Origin of the sequence: Tsuneonella litorea (assembly GCF_025154015.1) — a bacterium.
GTDB lineage: Bacteria > Pseudomonadota > Alphaproteobacteria > Sphingomonadales > Sphingomonadaceae > Tsuneonella > Tsuneonella litorea.
Window position 1 is genome coordinate 91,949 of record NZ_JAOAMV010000005.1, and the last position, 16,843, is coordinate 108,791.

14 protein-coding genes are annotated in these 16,843 nt (G+C 68.3%); 3 read left to right on the plus strand and 11 right to left on the minus strand.

The genetic code is table 11. From position 1 onward, the window contains the following. The first annotated feature begins 64 nt into the window (after nt 1–64). The 3 genes from rplK to N0B51_RS10725 all read left to right on the plus strand — a co-directional run bounded on the left by rplK (nt 65) and on the right by N0B51_RS10725 (nt 2,784). Nucleotides 65–496, plus strand: a complete 432-nt coding sequence (gene rplK, locus N0B51_RS10715; RefSeq protein WP_259962346.1) for a 50S ribosomal protein L11 — start codon at nt 65–67, stop codon at nt 494–496. 4 nt (nt 497–500) lie between these two features. After that, a complete protein-coding gene (gene rplA, locus N0B51_RS10720) occupies nt 501–1,196 on the plus strand; it encodes a 50S ribosomal protein L1 (RefSeq protein ID WP_259962347.1) in 696 nt (231 codons plus the stop codon). A gap of 220 nt (nt 1,197–1,416) precedes the next feature. Further along, nucleotides 1,417–2,784: an adenylate/guanylate cyclase domain-containing protein gene (locus tag N0B51_RS10725; protein WP_259962348.1), complete on the plus strand. Its 1,368-nt coding sequence runs from the start codon at nt 1,417–1,419 to the stop codon at nt 2,782–2,784. 22 nt (nt 2,785–2,806) lie between these two features. Here the strand turns inward: N0B51_RS10725 and N0B51_RS10730 are convergent, their stop codons facing one another. The 11 genes from N0B51_RS10730 to N0B51_RS10780 all read right to left on the minus strand — a co-directional run bounded on the left by N0B51_RS10730 (nt 2,807) and on the right by N0B51_RS10780 (nt 16,756). Continuing rightward, nucleotides 2,807–3,835 carry a polysaccharide deacetylase family protein gene (locus tag N0B51_RS10730; RefSeq protein WP_259962349.1) on the minus strand — a complete coding sequence of 343 codons (1,029 nt, stop codon included), beginning with the start codon at nt 3,833–3,835 and terminating at the stop codon, nt 2,807–2,809. Between the two features lie 76 nt (nt 3,836–3,911). Further along, a complete protein-coding gene (locus N0B51_RS10735; RefSeq protein ID WP_259962350.1) occupies nt 3,912–4,688 on the minus strand; it encodes a competence/damage-inducible protein A in 777 nt (258 codons plus the stop codon). Nucleotides 4,689–4,728: 40 nt separating this feature from the next. After that, on the minus strand, nt 4,729–6,231 hold the full coding sequence (locus tag N0B51_RS10740) for a flavin-containing monooxygenase (protein WP_259962351.1): 1,503 nt from the start codon (nt 6,229–6,231) through the stop codon (nt 4,729–4,731). A 70-nt stretch (nt 6,232–6,301) separates the two neighbouring features. Beyond that, a complete protein-coding gene (locus N0B51_RS10745) occupies nt 6,302–8,467 on the minus strand; it encodes a DUF305 domain-containing protein (protein WP_259962352.1) in 2,166 nt (721 codons plus the stop codon). 128 nt (nt 8,468–8,595) lie between these two features. Continuing rightward, complete coding sequence (locus tag N0B51_RS10750) at nt 8,596–9,945, minus strand: methyl-accepting chemotaxis protein (RefSeq protein WP_259962353.1); 1,350 nt, start codon at nt 9,943–9,945, stop codon at nt 8,596–8,598. Continuing rightward, nucleotides 9,942–11,465: a putative bifunctional diguanylate cyclase/phosphodiesterase gene (locus N0B51_RS10755; RefSeq protein WP_259962354.1), complete on the minus strand. Its 1,524-nt coding sequence runs from the start codon at nt 11,463–11,465 to the stop codon at nt 9,942–9,944. Before N0B51_RS10755 ends, N0B51_RS10750 begins: the two co-directional genes overlap by 4 nt. 91 nt (nt 11,466–11,556) lie before the next feature. Further along, complete coding sequence (locus N0B51_RS10760) at nt 11,557–12,402, minus strand: CheR family methyltransferase (RefSeq protein WP_259962355.1); 846 nt, start codon at nt 12,400–12,402, stop codon at nt 11,557–11,559. Next, entirely contained in the window at nt 12,399–13,532 is a 1,134-nt protein-coding gene (gene cheB / locus N0B51_RS10765) for a chemotaxis-specific protein-glutamate methyltransferase CheB (RefSeq protein ID WP_259962356.1), read from the minus strand. Before cheB ends, N0B51_RS10760 begins: the two co-directional genes overlap by 4 nt. A gap of 8 nt (nt 13,533–13,540) precedes the next feature. Then, a complete protein-coding gene (locus N0B51_RS10770) occupies nt 13,541–13,906 on the minus strand; it encodes a response regulator (protein ID WP_259962357.1) in 366 nt (121 codons plus the stop codon). Nucleotides 13,907–13,973: 67 nt separating this feature from the next. Then, nucleotides 13,974–14,411, minus strand: coding sequence for a chemotaxis protein CheW (locus tag N0B51_RS10775; RefSeq protein WP_259962358.1), 438 nt, complete (start codon nt 14,409–14,411; stop codon nt 13,974–13,976). Next, nucleotides 14,408–16,756, minus strand: a complete 2,349-nt coding sequence (locus N0B51_RS10780; protein ID WP_259962359.1) for a chemotaxis protein CheA — start codon at nt 16,754–16,756, stop codon at nt 14,408–14,410. Before N0B51_RS10780 ends, N0B51_RS10775 begins: the two co-directional genes overlap by 4 nt. Nucleotides 16,757–16,843: the final 87 nt, after the last annotated feature.

Below are 16,843 nucleotides of genomic sequence, written 5' to 3' on the forward strand. Positions count from 1 at the left end.
TTGACCGCTTACCATGAGCCTTGCTCCGCAAGCGGCAGGGCAACAGTGAGAAAGGAGGCCATCCGTGGCCAAGAAGATCGACGGCTATATCAAGCTGCAGGTGCCCGCAGGCACCGCCAACCCGTCGCCCCCGATCGGCCCCGCGCTGGGCCAGCGCGGCGTCAACATCATGGAATTCTGCAAGGCCTTCAATGCTGCCACCGACAGCATGGAAAAGGGCATGCCGATCCCCACGGTGATCACGGTCTACGCCGACCGCAGCTTCACCTTCGTCACGAAGACGCCCCCGGCGAGCTTCCTGATCAAGAAGGCGGCGAACCTGAAGTCGGGTTCGAAGGAGCCCGGCAAGGTGACCGCGGGCACGATCAAGCGGTCGAAGCTCTCGGAAATCGCCGAGATGAAGATGAAGGACCTGAACGCCAACGACATCGAGATGGCGACCCGCATCATCGAGGGCTCCGCGCGCTCGATGGGCCTCGAAGTGGTGGAGGGCTGATCCGATGGCCAAGCAGACGAAGAAGAGCAAGGTTCTCGCCCAGATCGACCGCGACGCGTTCTACAGCTTCGGCGACGCGCTGAAGACCCTGCGCGAGCACGCCAGCAAGAAGTTCGACGAGACTCTCGAGGTCGCGATGAACCTCGGCGTTGATCCGCGCCACGCCGACCAGATGGTCCGCGGCATGGTCTCGCTGCCCTCGGGCACCGGCAAGGACGTGCGCGTCGCCGTGTTCGCCCGCGGCGACAACGCCGACAAGGCGCTCGCCGCCGGTGCGGACAAGGTCGGTGCCGAAGACCTGATGGAAGACATGCAGGCCGGCAACCTCGACTACGACCGCGTGATCGCCACCCCCGACATGATGGGCGTGGTCGGCCGGCTCGGCAAGGTACTGGGTCCCAAGGGCCTGATGCCGAACCCGAAGCTGGGCACCGTCACCCCGAACGTCGAGCAGGCCGTGAAGGATGCCAAGGGCGGCCAGGTCGAGTTCCGCGTCGAGAAGCAGGGCATCATCCACTCGGGCCTCGGCAAGCTGTCGTTCTCGGACGAGGCGTTGAAGAAGAACTTCGACGCGCTGACCGAGGCGGTGGTCAAGGCCAAGCCCGCCGGCGCCAAGGGCAAGTACGTGCGCAAGGTCTCGCTGACCACCACGATGGGCCCCGGCATCAAGGTCGACCTCGCCGAGGTCGAGGGAGCCTGATTCCCCGACGCCAGTTGCGCCCGCGGTTCCGTCCGGCCCCTGGCCGGTGCGCGCGACCAGCAAGGCCTCCATGCGACAGTTGAGGGGCCGGCGGAGCGATCCGCCGGCCCCGTTGCCGTGTCGCCCGGCTACAAGACAGCGCGGACCGCTTTGCGTATTGGCTTGACCCTGTCTTAGGTTATGGTCTTTCAGGGCGGGCAACACGAAAGCAGGGGATCGTGTGAGCGAAGAGCCACGGATTGCCGTGATAATGGCGCTCGACGTGGTGGGCTTTTCCAAGTCCATGCACGCCGACCTCGAGGGGACGGTGACCCATGTCACCGGTCTGCGCGACGGGCTGTGGGCGGACACCATGGCGGCGCACGGCGGGCGCATATTCAAGCACACCGGCGACGGCTTTCTCGCGCGGTTCACCGGCGCACGGTCGGCGTTCGCGGCCGCGGTAGAGCTGCTCCAGGGCAATACGGACGAGAGGTTCCCGGTCCGGATCGGGATCCATCTGGGCGACGTCTTCGAGAAGCACGACGACCTCTACGGCGACGCGGTCAACATCGCCTGTCGCATCGAATCCGTTTCTCCCACGAATTCGGTCTGCGTTTCGGAGCGGGTGTGGCTCGATCTCGACAATCGCGAATCGGATTTCGTGCCGCTGCGCAAGATCAAGCTCAAGAACATCTCGACCGACATCAAGATCTACCAGTTCCAGCCCTCGCAGACCAAGTTCGCCTACTGGATGTCGCGCGCGAAGCGGAAGCTGTCGATCCCCGCGATCGTCCTCACGCTCACCGCGATCCTGGCGGTCGGGGCGGTCGCGACGTCGCTCTACCGGCCTGAGCCGGTTCAGGAGGTGACCACCAAGGATCGCCTGGTCCAGCTCATCGACACGCTGCCCTGTTCCTGGCTGCGCGTGTCCGACGTCGAGCAGTCGGGAACCCGGCAGAAGGTCGTGCTCAAAGGATACTCGCAGCTCGAAACCGACCGGCTCCGCAGGCTGATCGAGACGCGGATCGACCCGGACGGGCAGCGAAACCTCCAGCTCGACCTCGGTGGTACCGCGCGGCCGCCGGCCTATGCCTGCTCGTTCCTCGAGACCGCCAACCGGTTCCGCTACAAGGGCCTGGCGCGCGTCTCGCTGCTGAGTGTCGAACCGGCGGACGCGTTCGATACCTCGCTCACGTTCAAGTCGGGCATCGACCTCAGCACCGTCATGCAGAATTCCGAATTCGGCGAATACGTCATGCTGATCGAGGTGTTCGGCAACGATTTCAGCAAGGGGGCGGAGTTCTTCACCATCGAGCCTGACGGATCGGTCAAGGCGCTGGGCAACCTGCACCAGATGGCCGACCTGCTTCAGGTCAACGAGCTGTCGGACAAGGAAAAGCTCGTCCTCGCGTGGCCCGCCTCCACGCGCGACAACCTGCTTTTCATCATCGATTCCAAGGAGCCGTTCGACGCGGGCACCGTCGAAAAGATCGTCGACAAGGACTGGACCCAGTTCAACAAGCTGGCGGCCGAAAAGGGCTTCTCGATCGAAATGGCGGTGGTCCCCGAAGCGAAGGGTCCGGCGCAGCCGACCAACGCCACCTGATATCCTGCGCCGCTTGCGCGGGTCAGGCGACGAACAGCGACGCCATCAGCGCGGCGCTGCGGGCCCCGGTGCCAAGCCCCCGGCTGTACAGCGTGTTCGACAAGACCTGCTCCGCGATCCGCGCGGCCCCGCGCAGCGGAGCGTGCGGCAGCGGCGACCACCGGCTGGCCTGCGCGGCCACCCCCGGCGGATCGTCCGCGTACGTGCCGCTCGACACTCCTTCCAACGCGCCGAGTTCGCGGCAGATATCGTGAAACCGGCGCGCGACCAGGCGATTGATCCGCCGCCTGTCGCGACTGAGCAGTTCGAAGCTGTGAGAAACCAGCGTCACGCCCGCGCGCCCCTCGGCGCAGGCGTGGCGGATCACGGCGCGCATCTCGCGCAGCGAAAGCGCGGTGACCTGTCCGTGCCGCAGCCTGCCCCCGAAACTCTGGATGCAGGCGACCGGCACCTCGACGACCCCGCCGTGAAGAACGGGACTGAGGGTGTCGGCCCCGAGCGCGATCGCGCAATCGCCCGATCCCGCGAGGGCCGGGGAATACGAGCTGTCGTAGCCGATGCCGAGCCGCGCGAGCGCGAGCAGGGTGTCGTCATTGGCGCCGTAGTTTCCGGCGCGGAAGGCGACCGGGGCCGGCGCCCCCGCCGCGACAAGCGTATCCCGCGCCCAGCCGAGGATGCGATACTGGTCCTCGAGCGCAAAGTCGGCGAGGTTGCGCCCGGTCCGGCCACCGGCGAGACGGCCGTCGCGGTCGTATTCGAGCCATTCGGTGTGACAGTGCAACTGCACGTCGTGTCCACGCGAGACGATCGGCGCGACGATATCGGCGATCGCCTCCACCCCCCACAGCAGCGCGGGCATCGGGTCGACGAAGAAGATGCCCTTCAGTCCGTTCGCCTCGAGCAGGTCCATCTGGTGGAAAATGCCCACCGAACCCTTCGGAGTGTCGCAGGCGATCGAGCGGGCGAAGTTCTCGGCGCGCGTTCCCGGCCCCGTCCCGCCGGGCAGGCGGAAGGCATACTCGGTATCGATCGTGAGATAGACGACCGTCATCGGACCGGCGTAGCTCCCTCGGGCGCGGGTTCAGGCGGCCGAAGGTAGCGCGATACCGTTAACCGGGCGTAACGGGTCAGATCTCCCCGCGGCTGACCGCGTGGCCCGCCGCCTCAAGCGCGGAGGCGAGTTCCTCGACGCAGCGCGCGAGGAGCGCCGGATCGGTCGAACGGACGACGAAATTCGCGCCCACCCGTCCCTCGCGGAAGAAAGGATAGCTGCCGATCTGGATGCCTCCGGGCGCGTCCGCGTGGTCCGCTTCGACCCGGCGCAGGATGTCGGCAACCTCGCTTTCGGCGGTCCAGCAGCCGATCGTCTCGTTGACCAGCGGCGCGCCGCCTTCGAGCGTGCCGGTGAGCGCATCGAGCATCCCCGCAGTGATGTGCGGGACGCCCGCCATCAGGAACATGTTGCCGATGCGGATCCCCGGCGCCCCGGACATCCGGTTGGGGATCAGTTCGGCCCCTTCGGGAGTGCGCGCCATGCGCAGCCGCGCCTCGGTCAGCGGCTGGCCGCGCCCGGTATAGTATTTCTCGAGCATGGCACGCGCATCGGGGTGGACGATCACCGGAACGCCCAGCGCCTTGGCGACCGCGTCCACCGTGATGTCGTCGTGCGTCGGCCCGATGCCGCCGGTCGTGAAGAGGTAATCGTTGCGCGTGCGAAGCGCATTCACGGCCTCGACGATCCGTTCCTCGACATCGGGGACCACGCGGACCTCGGCAAGCCGGATGCCCTGGACCTGCAGCCAGCTGGCGACCTGGGCGATGTTCCGGTCGTGCGTGCGGCCCGACAGGATCTCGTCGCCGATGACGACGAGCGCGGCGGTCCAGATGCGGTCGGTGGCGGCCATGATCGTGCGTTAGGCGAGAGCGCGCTGCGACGGAAGCCGCCTATTCGGCAGCTTCGAGCTGCTCGTCCGCCGCGCGTGCGTTTGCGCCGGCCCTGCCGAAGCGCAGCAGGCCGTCGTCGATCGGCGCGCGGCGCATGTACTTGCGATCGTGCAGGTAGTCGTGGTTGAGCCGCCAGGGATCGTGATCGGTGCTCTGCGGCAGTGCATCGGGCGAACGTTTGACGTAGCCCGCTTCGACCGCGAACGAATCCACCGGATTGAGGGTTTCGCCTTCGGGAATGGTCGGCACCGCGATCGTCGTCCCGGTGCGCGCCATGTGCGCGAGCACGCGGCAGACGTATTCCGAAACGAGATCGAAGCGCAGGGTCGATCCGGTGTTGGTGTAGGGCACCGGGTGGGCGAGGTTGGGCACCCCCGAAATCATGCAGTTCTTGTAGTAGAAATGCTCGCCGGGCACGATGCGGGTTCCGTCGACGGTCAGCGCGACTCCGCCGCCCATCTGCATCTGCAGCCCCGTCGCCTTGACGATGATGTCGGCCTCGATCGTGCGCCCGTCGGTAAGGACGATGCCCTCCGGCGAGAAACGTTCGATGTGACCGGTCGCTATGTCGACCTTGCCGGCGTTGATCGCTTCGAACAGGTCGGCATCAGGGACGAAGCACATCCGCTGGTCCCACGGGGCATAGGGCGGCGTGAAGTCTTCCGCCCGGTAGTTCGCACCGAGCAGCCCGCGGGTCTGCTCTTCCAGCGAGGCGCGCACGTCGTCGGGCTTTTCGCGCGCGGTGCGATACATCTTGTCGGCTCCGACCACGTGGAGCCAACGGGTGATGCGAAAAGCGGTCTTCACCGGCAGAAAGCGGCGCAGGAAGTGCCCGATCCGGTCATGCCCCGGGATCGACCGGATGTAGGTGGGCGTCCGCTGCACCATCGTCACCTTGGCGGCACGATCGGCCATCGTGGGTACGACCGTGATCGCTGTCGCCCCGGAGCCGATCACGGCGACGCGCTTGCCGGTGTAATCGAGGTCCTCGGGCCAGTGCTGGGGATGCACCACCCGCCCGGAAAACTCCCCCTCGCCGGGAAAGCGGGGGTCGTAGGGGTGATCGTAATCGTAGTACCCGGCCGCGAGGTACAGCCAGTTGGCGGTCATTTCGCGCCAGCCCTGCTCGTCCTCGATCGTAACCGTCCAGCATCCCGACGCGGTGCTGAACTGCGCCGACACCACCTTCTGTCCGTAGCGGATGTGCCGGTCGATCCCGTACTTGGCGGCGACGCCCGTGAGGTAGTCCCGGATACGCTCTCCGCTGGCAAGCGTCTCGCGGCCGGTCCACGGTTCGAACGCGTAGCTGAGGGTGTGCATGTCGCTGTCCGAGCGGATGCCCGGATAGCGGAACAGGTCCCAGGTGCCGCCAAGCCCGGCCCGCCGCTCCAGCAGGACGTAACTGCGTCCCGATCCCGTGCGTTCGAGGTGCGCCGCCATGCCGATGCCGGATATGCCGGCACCCACGATCAGTACGTCGATATCGCAACCCGTCCGGCTCATCGCGCCTCTCTTTATTCGCCGGCCGCGATGGTAGGCGCGAAGCGTTGCCGAATGCAACTGTCCCGGGCGATCACCCCCCCTTGCGGCTGGCCTCGGCGGCTGCGGCCACCGCGGCGGGCCAGGTGACCTGGGTCTGCGTCTGCGGATTGAAGACGCCGCCCGCGTATTCGGCGGCTTCGGCGCCCGCGATTTCCTCGGCGGTCAGGAATGCGCTCGGGGTCAGGGCGAAGACGTCGAGCCCGCGGCTGATCTCGGTGGCGTAGATGCGGCCCTTGTACCAGTAGGCCGACCAGTATCCGCCGGTGACCAGCTGGTCCTTGTCGATCGGGCCACGGTCGAAATAGGCGATCTCGTGGACGTTATCGGGATCGGTGAAATCGATCACGCTGACCCCGCCCTGGTACCACGCCTGCACGAAGATATCGCGTCCCGGCACCGGGATGATCGACCCGTTGTGGGCGACGCAGTTCTCCTTGTCGCTCTGCGGGGCGGGCAGCTTGTAGTGGCCCCTTTGTACGAGCTTGCCGTTCTCGATCCCGTAGAAGGCATCGGCCCCCCAGTTGGCGGGGTCGCCCGCCTGGCAGCGCGGCCGGCCGCCGCCGCCCCACTCGTCGGTGAACAGCACCTTGGTGCCGTCGTTGTTGAAGGTCGCCGAATGCCAGTAGGCGAAACCCTTGTCGGTTACATCGTCGATCCGCCTGGGCTTGAGCGGGTCGGACACGTCGAGGATGATGCCGTTGCCCGAGCACGCGCCCGCGGCAAGGTTCTTGGCCGGGAACACGGTGATGTCGTGGCACTGGTTGGTGTCGGAGGTTTCCTGCGTCCCTTCGCCGTGGTCGCCGCCCCGCCAGAGGCCGGCGATCTGGCCGTTCGCCGCGAACACCCGCGGCCGGTCGACGATGCGCGCCCGCTCCGGGTGGGCGACCGGGATCTCGACGACGTCGATCGAGAACAATGCCGTGCGATCGTCGCCCTGCGTGTTGATGCAGCCGGCGAGCTCCTTTTCGTCGCGCACGTAGCTGGTGCCCGAATTGTACACGATGATCCGGTCCGCGTCCGCCGAGACCACCGAATGGGTGTGGCTGCCGCGGCAGGTCTGGACCTGGCCCACCTGCCGGGGTTGCGCGAGGTCGGAGATGTCGAAGATGCGCAAGCCGCGGAACCGCTGCTCGCTGACCTTCTCGCTCACGCCCTGCAACCCGCAGTCGACGCGCGCGCGGCGATCCTGCACGCTCATGATGAGGAGGTCGCCCACCACCGACACGTCGCCCTGGCCCCCGGGGCACACGGTCGAGCTGACCAGCGCCGGGACGCCGTCCGCGCCCAGCCGGTAGATGTTGAACCCATGATAGCTGCCGGCGATCAGCAGGTCGTCCTTGAAGGCCATGTCGGTCGCGGCGAAATCGAGCAGCGATCCGCGCTCGGCGAACTTTGGCTTGTCCTGCGCCTCGCCGTCCCGCGGCTTGTCCGCCTTCGCCCCGTCCTTCTTCGGCAGCTTGGGCTGGAGCTGGGCGGGGTTGGCCGGGTCGAAGAAGCCGGCCGGCTTGGGCAGCGCGACCACCTTGCGCAAGTTGAGGATTGCCTCGCCAGCGTCGCGAAACCCTGCCGCGAGCGTCGCGCGCGGGTCCTGCGACAGCTCTGCGGCGACCGCGTTCATGCGGTCGATTTCCGCCTTCTGGTCGGTCACTACTTCGTTGGTGAATTCGAACATGACCGGGTCGTATGCGGTGCCCGGCTGCTTGTGCAGTTCGTCCACCATATCCACCGCACCACGGTGGTGAGCGATCATCAACTGAAGGAACAGGCGGTCGAACGCGGTGCCTTCCGCCGCGGCGAGCGCGGCCATCTGTTCGGGGCTGGCCATTCCCTTCATTGGCCCGTGGTCGTGTGCCGCGTGGCCCATGCCGGGCATCGCGACCTCTTCGTTGCGGTCGGTCAGCCAGCCGGTCATGAACTTCATCTCGTCCTGCTGGCCCGCCGCAATGCGATCGGCGGTCTTGAGGATCGCTGGATTGTTGGTCCGCCCCTTGACCAGCGAAGCCATCTCGACCGCCTGCCGGTGGTGGACGATCATCGCCTGCATGAACGCGACGTCGCCGGGCGCATATTCCGTCTTTGCCAGCCTGGTCGCCTGGTAGGCGGTGAGGACGCGGCTCGGCTCGCCAGGGGCGCCGGGCTGGACGATCGGCGGTGCGGCGAGGGCGGTGGCTGGAAGCGCCAGCGCGGCGGACGCCATCAGAAAGCCCCGAAGAATCGAGCGACCCCGCGTAATCATCGTATCTTGCTCCGCAACCCAGGCGGCGCTTTTGGTTCGTTGATTACGGCGCGTCAAGCCGGCCCGCCGCGACGTACGGGGGCAGCCCGTTAGCTGGCGCGAACGTGCCGGAGAAAGCCATCCACCTGGCTGCGAAGGTTGGCGGCCTGTCCCTTGAGATCGCTCGCCGAACTCAGGACCTGGCTGGCCGTGGCTCCGGTCGCCAGGGCGGTTTCGCGCACCTGGACCACGTTGGCGGTGACATCGCCCGAGCTGCGCGCGGCGGTGTCGATGTTACGCGCCAGCTCCTGCCCGGCGACCGACTGCTGGTCGACCGCAGAAGCGATCGACACCGCGGTCGCCTCGAGCTGCTGGACCTGCCCCGAGATCGCCTTCAGCGCGCCCACGCTGGCGCCGGTCGATTCCTGCATCGCGCGGATCTGTGCGGCCACCTCGTCGGTCGCCTTGCTGGTCTGCGCGGCCAGTTCCTTCACTTCGCTGGCAACGACCGCGAAGCCGCGACCGGCCTCGCCGCTCCGGGCCGCCTCGATCGATGCGTTGAGCGCGAGCAGGTTGGTCCGCCGCGCGATCGAGCTGATCAGCTCCACGATCTCCCCGATCTCGTCAGCCGATACGGCCAGCGCCTTGACGGTGGTGTCGGCCTGGTCGGCCGCCGTGGTGGCATCGCGGGCGAGTTCGGCCGAATGGGCCGCCTGGCGGCTGATCTCGCCGATCGACATCGCGAACTCGTCGCTTGCCGCTGCCGCCGCCGCGACGCCGGCCGACGCGTCGTTCATCGCGCGCGAAACCGCGTCGACCTGGTTGGCAGACTGGTCGGCCGCCGCGGCCATCGAGCTGGCTGCGTGCTCGAGCTGGTCGGCCGCGGCCACGACGGCGGTCATCACCTGACCCACCTCGCGCTCGAACGCGCCCGCCAGCTGGAGCAGCATCCGCTGCTGTTCGCGGCGGGTAATCTTGCGCTGTTCGAACATCTCGTCGAGCTTGTGACCGGACCGCACGAAGACCTCGAACGCGCGGGCCATCTCGCCGATCTCGTCCGCCCGGTGAAGATGGTCGAGCGTGAACGAGCGATCGCCCTGGCCCAGGCGGACCATGTCGCCCGCCAGCTTGCGCAGCGGCACGGCGGTGTCCTTGATGATCCGGCGAAGGGCGATGCCGCCCAGCCCGAAGCCGAGCAGCCAGCTTACTGCGATGATGACGGTGGCCGCCTCGACCGGCAGGACGCTCCAGAAAGCGGCGATCGCCACGAGCGTCGTCAGGGTCAGCCCGAACAGCAGCCCGCCCACCAGCAGCGCCAGCTTGCGCGCGAGCGGAAGATCGTTGAACCAGCGCGCCGCGACCCAGCGATAGCGGGCTTCCGCGATCGTGCTGTCGCCCAGCGTGGCGGCGGCGATTTCCCGGTTCAGGTCCTCGGCCTCGATTGCGGTGATTGCGTTCATGCTGCCCTCGTCGCTCCGCGGCCCTTGCGGCTCGCGGTTTCCTTGAGCCGTGCCGACAGTTCGCCGGCCGGCATCGCCTTGTAATAGAGCCAGCCCTGGATCTGGTCGCACCCAGCGGCGCGGACGAGATCGGCCTGCTCCTCGGTTTCGACGCCCTCTGCGGTAATGTCCATGTTCATCGCCCGCGCGACGGATATGCTCGACAGCATCATCGCGCGGCTTCCGTTGTCGCGTTGCGCCTCGACCACCAGCGACCGGTCGAGCTTGAGCTTCTCGAAACGGAACTGGCGCAGGAACCCGATCGACGCATAGCCGGTACCGAAGTCGTCGAGCGCGACATTGACCCCGAACTTCCGGATCAGGTCGAGGCTGCGTTCGGCCACCACCGGATCCAGCACCAGGCAGGTTTCGGTGATCTCGAGCTCGAGGCGCTCGGGCGGAAACCCGGTCTCGTCGAGGATCTGTCCCAGCTGGATCGGAAACTCCGGATTTCGCAGCTGGGCCGCCGAAACGTTGACCGACAGCTTGATCCCGTCCCACCCCAGCGCGTCGCGGCACGCGCGCTCGAGGACCCACAGGCCGATCGCGTTGATGAGGCCCGATTCCTCGGCGACCGGGATGAACACGTTGGGGCCGATCCGCTTGCCGTCGGGCCGCTCCCAGCGAACCAGCGATTCGACGGCGACGATGACCCCGGTTCGGGCATCGACGAGCGGCTGGTAGGCGACCGCGAACTGGCCTCGGGCGAGCGCGGTCCGCAATTCGCCGTCGAGGATGTGCGCAGCCTCGCGGCTCTGGTCGAAATCGTCGCGGAACCAGGTACAGCGCATCTTGCCGCCGCGCTTGGAGGCATACATCGCGACATCGGCGCGGCGCAGCAGCTCGGACGATCCGAGTCCGTCGCTGCCGGTCGAGCGGGACAGTCCGACGCTCGCCCCGACCGGGATGCGGCGGTCCTCCACCGGAATCGGCGAGCCCATCCGCTCGAGTAGAGCGCGGCAGATGCCCTCGAGGATGGTCCCGGCCAGAGGCCCCGCCTTGAGTATGGCGAACTCGTCGCCGCCGAGGCGATAGGGCCGCGCTTCCGCCCCGCAGATGTCCAGCAGCACGGCGGCGCACTCCCGCAGGACCTGATCGCCCACGACGTGCCCGTAATGATCGTTGACGAGCTTGAACCCGTCGAGGTCGATCAGGGCGACCGCGACCTCGTCGCCGGGCTTCGCCCAGCGGGCCGCGTCCTCGTGAAGGGCGCGACGGTTGGGCAGGCCGCTGAGGCTGTCGGTACGGCTCAGCCCCTCGAGCCGATGGACCTGCCGCAGGCCGAACCGGCCGAGCATGGCGACGACGGCCGCGTAGCAGACGACGCCGACGGCGATGATCGTGATGCCGGAAAACTGGGTCAGGTGGGCGCCGGCCGCGAACAGCGCCGTGAAGGCGCCGAACAGTCCGGACAGGATCGCGAGCGGCCCGAAGACGAGCACTCTTGAACCGATCGTTTCCTGGACTGCCCCCGAATGCACGCGGTTCCCCTTTTCGCGCGGCGCAAGACGCCGGCCGAGGCGATAGACCGCACTACCTAAGGAAGCATTAAATGGTTGTTTAGAGAGCATTTCAGCGCGCCGCACCGATGCTCTGCGCGGCCATCGACGTTGCGCGCCGATAAAGGCCGCTGGTGTCGCCCGCGGGCGCGAACGCGTTGGTGAGGCCCTGGGCGCTCTCGCCTGCGCCGATCATGAGCCAGCCGTCGTGCGCGACGGCCTCGGCCAGGCGGTCGAGCGCGCGCCCGCGATAGGCCCGGTCGAAATAGAGCAGCACGTTGCGGCACAGCACGAGGTCGAAGCGCCCTGGTTCGGGCGGGCTGTCGAGCACGTTGCGGCGCTCGAACCGCACCCGCCGGGCAAGTTCGTGGCGGGGGCGCCAGCCGTCCGCGCTCTCGTCGAACCAGCGCAGCATCTGCGCGACGCCGAGACCCCGCTGGATCTCGAACTGGGTGTAGCAGGCGCGGCGCGCGGCCTGAATCGCCTTGCCCGATATGTCGGTGCCGAGGATGTCGATGCGCCAACCCTCCCACGCTTTCGGGTCGTCGGCGAAGAGGATGGCGAGCGACAGCGCCTCCTGGCCGGTCGAGCACCCCCCGGACCAGATCGTCAGCCGGCGGCTGGCGGCGCGTTTCGCGGCGAGATCGGGCAGCACCTCCCTTGCTAGCAGGTCGAACATCAGCCGGTCTCGAAAGAAGTAGGTCTCGTTGTTGAGCAGCGCCTCGACGACGTCCTGTGCCAGCCCCTCCTCGCGCGGGTCGGCCAGCAGGCAGACGAGCTGGTCGAGGTTCGAGATGCCACGCTCGCGGAACAGCCCGGCGAGCGCCGTCTGGATGCGCCACCGGCGGTTCTCGGCAAGCTGCTGCCCCGTGCGCGAGAACAGCAGGTCGGCGACGATGCGCTGGGAAATCTCGCTCATGCGCGGATCGCCCGCGCGCCGAGTGCCGGGCCGCGCCGATCGGTTGCGGCCAGGGCGGCGATCCTTTGCGCGATCGCTTCGGGACTGCCGACCATTGCCGCCAGCCCTGCCTCGACGACGGCGCGCGGCATCCCCCAGACGGCCGAGGTCGCGGCGTCCTGCGCCAGCAGGGTTCCGCCTGCGCGAAACAGCCGATCGGCGCCGATCACGCCGTCGCGGCCCATCCCCGAAAGCACCACGCCCAGCGCCCGGCCACCGGTCGCATCGGCCAGCGTTTCGAAGAGCGGGTCGACGGACGGGGTGCAGCCGCTCGGCACGACGTGATGCGCGATGCCGGTGACGAGCCGCCCCGCCGCCAGCCGCACGATCATGTGGCCGCTCCCCGGAGCGACCAGGATCTCACCGGGCACGAGCGGCGTCTCGCCTTCCGCCACGGAGGCCGGGCGTCCCGATGCGGCGGCGAGTTGCCGGGCGAGAGTGGACATGAAGCTCGCCGGCAGGTGCTGGACGACCAGGATCGGCAGCGTGAAGCTGCGCGGCAGGGCGCCGAGCAGCAGGCAGAGCGCGTGAATGCCGCCGGTCGAGGCGCCGATCGCGAGCGCCAGCGGCTCGACGCCCGGCCGCTGGGGCGGTTGCGCCGGCGCGGACTGGCGGACGGCCGGCGCAGCGTGCGCGATCACCGGCCGCGCGGCGAGCGCGCGGATCTTGTTCACCAGCGTGCGCGCGTAGACCGCGTCGAATTCGCCCGAGCGCGGCTTGAGAAGGGTGTCGGCAGCCCCGATCGCCAACGCCGAGAGCGTCGCTTGCGCGCCCCGCTCGGTCAGCGACGAGACGACCAGGACCTTGGCCTCGCGCGCCAGCTCGAGAATGCGGGGCAGGGCGCCCAGTCCGCCCATTCCCGGCATCTCGAGGTCGAGCAGGACCACGTCGACGGGCGTTTCCGACAGGCGCTGGATCGCCATTTCGCCGGTGGTTGCCTTGGCGACGATCCTGAAGTCGGGCTCGGCTTCGACGATGCGCGACAGGACGGTGCGCGCGACGAGCGAATCGTCGACCACCATGACGCGCACCGGTGGGCACGCGTTTCGGCCCTTGGCCGCGCCGCCGACGGTGGTGGCACACCGGTCCATCGGCCCGCTCAGGCGAAGCCGACGAGCTGGAGCTTGATCTGCAGCGTCTCGTGGTCGAACGGCTTCATCACGTATTCGTCGGCCCCGGCGCTGATCGCCTCGCGGATGTGGGCGACGTCGTTCTCGGTCGTGCAGAACACGACCTTCGGCTTGTCGCCCCCCTCGCGCTGGCGCAGCTGCACGATGAATTCGATTCCGCTCATCACCGGCATGTTCCAGTCGAGCAGGACGACATCGGGCATCGACTGGGCGCAACGCTCCAGCCCTTCGCGTCCGTTTTCCGCCTCGTCGACGGTGAAATCCAGCGATTCGAGGATGTGGCGCGACACCTTGCGGATAACGCGCGAATCATCGACGACGAGGCAGTGTTTCATGGGTTGGTGCGATCCGTTTGCTGATTTTTTCGCCGCAGGTGGTAGGCCCGGTCGAGTAAGCATCTCGTTAAGCCGCGATAGCGTCCGGCCCGGAGAGAACGGCCGCGAGAGTTAGGAGCAGCGCGGGCCCGCGGGCGGTCTCGACGAGCCCTTCGCTGACCCTCTGCCAGCCTGGCCCCGCTTCGCCTGGGACCGGCGCGGGCCGCGAGTGCAGTTCGGCGACGTCGTCGATGTCATCGACGACGAGCGCGAAGCGGTGGCCTTCGTGATCGACGATGGCGGCCCGCGCTCCGCGCTCCGGCATCGCCGGCGGGGCAACGCCGATCGCTGCCGCGGCGTCGACCACCGTGATGGTGATCGAGCGCAGCGCACTGAGTCCGAGCACGTATCCGGGTGCGCCCGGGATCGGTGTCACGCCGTCGATCTCGACCACCGAATAGACGTCGGCGGTGCGCAGCGCCACGCGGCGCCCGGCGATGGTGAATACGAGGACGAGTTCGTTCATGCCGCCCTCCCGGCGCGCAGCGCGGCAAGCCGGGCCAGCAGCGCCGCACGGTCGTAGCGATAGAGCCGCGCCCCATCGGGGGTTGCATTGTCCGGGTCGGCGCTGAGCGTGATCAGGGTCCCGCCCGCTCCGTCGCCAAGCGGCGCGTCGTCGGTCGCGATCGCGACGTCTGCCTGGCCCGCGAAGCCGTCCCCGACCACTGCATATCCCGCACTCTCGACGAGCGGGGCAAGGATCGCCTGGGCCCACGGGTCGCCCGCAGGGATGCGGCAGGTCGGACGGTGCGCTTCGCGTACCGGTGCGGCATGGGTCGCGAACAGCCAGTGCGCGTCGAGCAGTTCGGCCGCTTCGCCGCCGATCAGGACGGTCCCTTCAACCGGACCCGGCCGGCCGCTCGGCACAATCTCGTCCGGCAGTTCGACAGTGTCGAGGATGCGGTCGAAGGCGTAGGCGATCTCGCTCTCCCCGTCGCCGAGGCGCAGGACGGAGACCTGTCCGTCCGGGTGGTTGCCACTATCGATGCCGGTGAGCGAGAGGATGCGGTCGCCGATGACGATCTGCGGGCGCTCGCCGCCGAGGTCGATCGAACCGGAAGGCACGCGTTCGAACCGGCGGATAAGCGACAGGCGCACCGCGCGCCGGCGACCGTCGAGGCCGATGAACAGCATGGCGGGAACCCCCGCACGGTCGGATTCGACTGCGTCCCTGGCCGCCGCCGTGCGAACCCGGCCGCGGACGTCGCCGACGAGGCCGGCTTGGCGCGCAATGCCGGCGACGTCGAGCATCAGCACAGGCTTGCCGTCGTCGAGCAGGGTGCTGCCCGCGTAGAGCCCCGACGCCATGACGGCCGGAGCGAGCGGCTTGATCACCAGTTCGTGGTGGTCAAGCACACGGTCGCACGCGATCGCGAACAGGTCGCCCCCGGCAAGCCGGATGAGGACGAGCGTGGCGGCCTGCGGATCGCACGCGTCCTCGAGGCCCAGCGCGCCAGCGAGCGGGACGCAGGCGATGCGCCTGTCGCGCACGGTGACGAGCATCGCATCGCCTGCGCGGGCGACCTCGATGTGGCCTGCGCGGCCGTGCACGATTTCTTCGACATAGGATTGCGGCAACGCGAACAGGTGCCCCCCGGCGCTCACCGTGAGCGAGGGGACGATGCTGAGGGTGAGCGGCAGGCTGAGCAGGATGCGGGTGCCGGCGCCGGGCGTGCTCGTCACCTCGATCGTGCCGCCGACGCGCTCGATGTTGGCGCGCACCGCGTCCATCCCGACCCCCCGGCCGGACACCGAGGTCACCTGGTCCGCCGTGGACAGGCCGGGCTCGAAGATCAGCGCCTGCCGGTCCGCGGCGGCCATCGCCTCGGCTTCAGAAGCGGTGAGCACGCCGGCCGCCACCGCCTTTGCGACCAGCCGATCGCCGTCGATCCCGCGCCCGTCGTCGGACACCGCGAGCAGGATGCGGTTGCCGCTCTGGCGCGCCGAAATGACGAGCGTGCCGATCTCGCGCTTGCCGCTGGCGAGGCGGGCCGAGGGCGTCTCGATCCCGTGGTCGATGGCGTTGCGGATAATGTGGGCAAGCGAATCGCGGATCATCTCGATCATCTCGCGGTCGAGTTCGACCTCGCCGCCTTCGAGGTCGATCATGACCTGCTTGCCGAGTTCTGCCGCGAGATCGCGCACGAGCCGCGGCAGCGCGGCATAGAGATGGTCGATCCGCTGCATCCGCAGCCGGGTGACCGCCTGGCGCACCTCGTTGAGGATACCGTTGAGGCGCTCGAACGGCGCGTAGACGGGCGAGTCGCTGCCCGCCTCGCGCACGCGCAGCGCCAGGTGGTTGCGTGCCAGCACAAGGTCGGAAACGCTTGCCATGACGTCGTCGAGCAGGCTCACGGGCAGGCGGATCGTGCGCTGGCCGGCGCCTGCGCGCGCCGACCGGGTGTCGCCCGGATCATGCGAAAGAACGCCGTCATCGTCATCGTCGCCTGCCGAAAGCGCGCCGATCAGCGGATCGTCGGAACCGGCGGGCATCTCGCCGCCGTCCTCGATCGCGGCGACCATCGCGCCGATCCGGTCGACGATCGCCAGCACCGCGGTCACCAGCCGGGGGCTGGCGCGGCGCTGGCCGGCGCGCACTTCGGCGAGGGCATCCTCGGCGGCGTGGCTCAGCGCCTCGAGCCGGGGAAAGTCGAAGAACCCGCAATTGCCCTTGACCGTGTGGAAGAAGCGGAAGATCGCATCGAGCCGCGCGCGGTCGGACGGATCTGCTTCCCACGCGACGAGTTCGCCCCCCACGGCTTCCATCATCTCGCGTGTCTCGGCCAGGAATTCGGCCAGCAGGTCGTCCATCGATTGCCCCCAGGTGCCCCTCGGAAAAAGGCTATGGCGGACGATGGTTAACGATGGGTTTGCGCGGGCGGCCGTTTGTCGCGCACC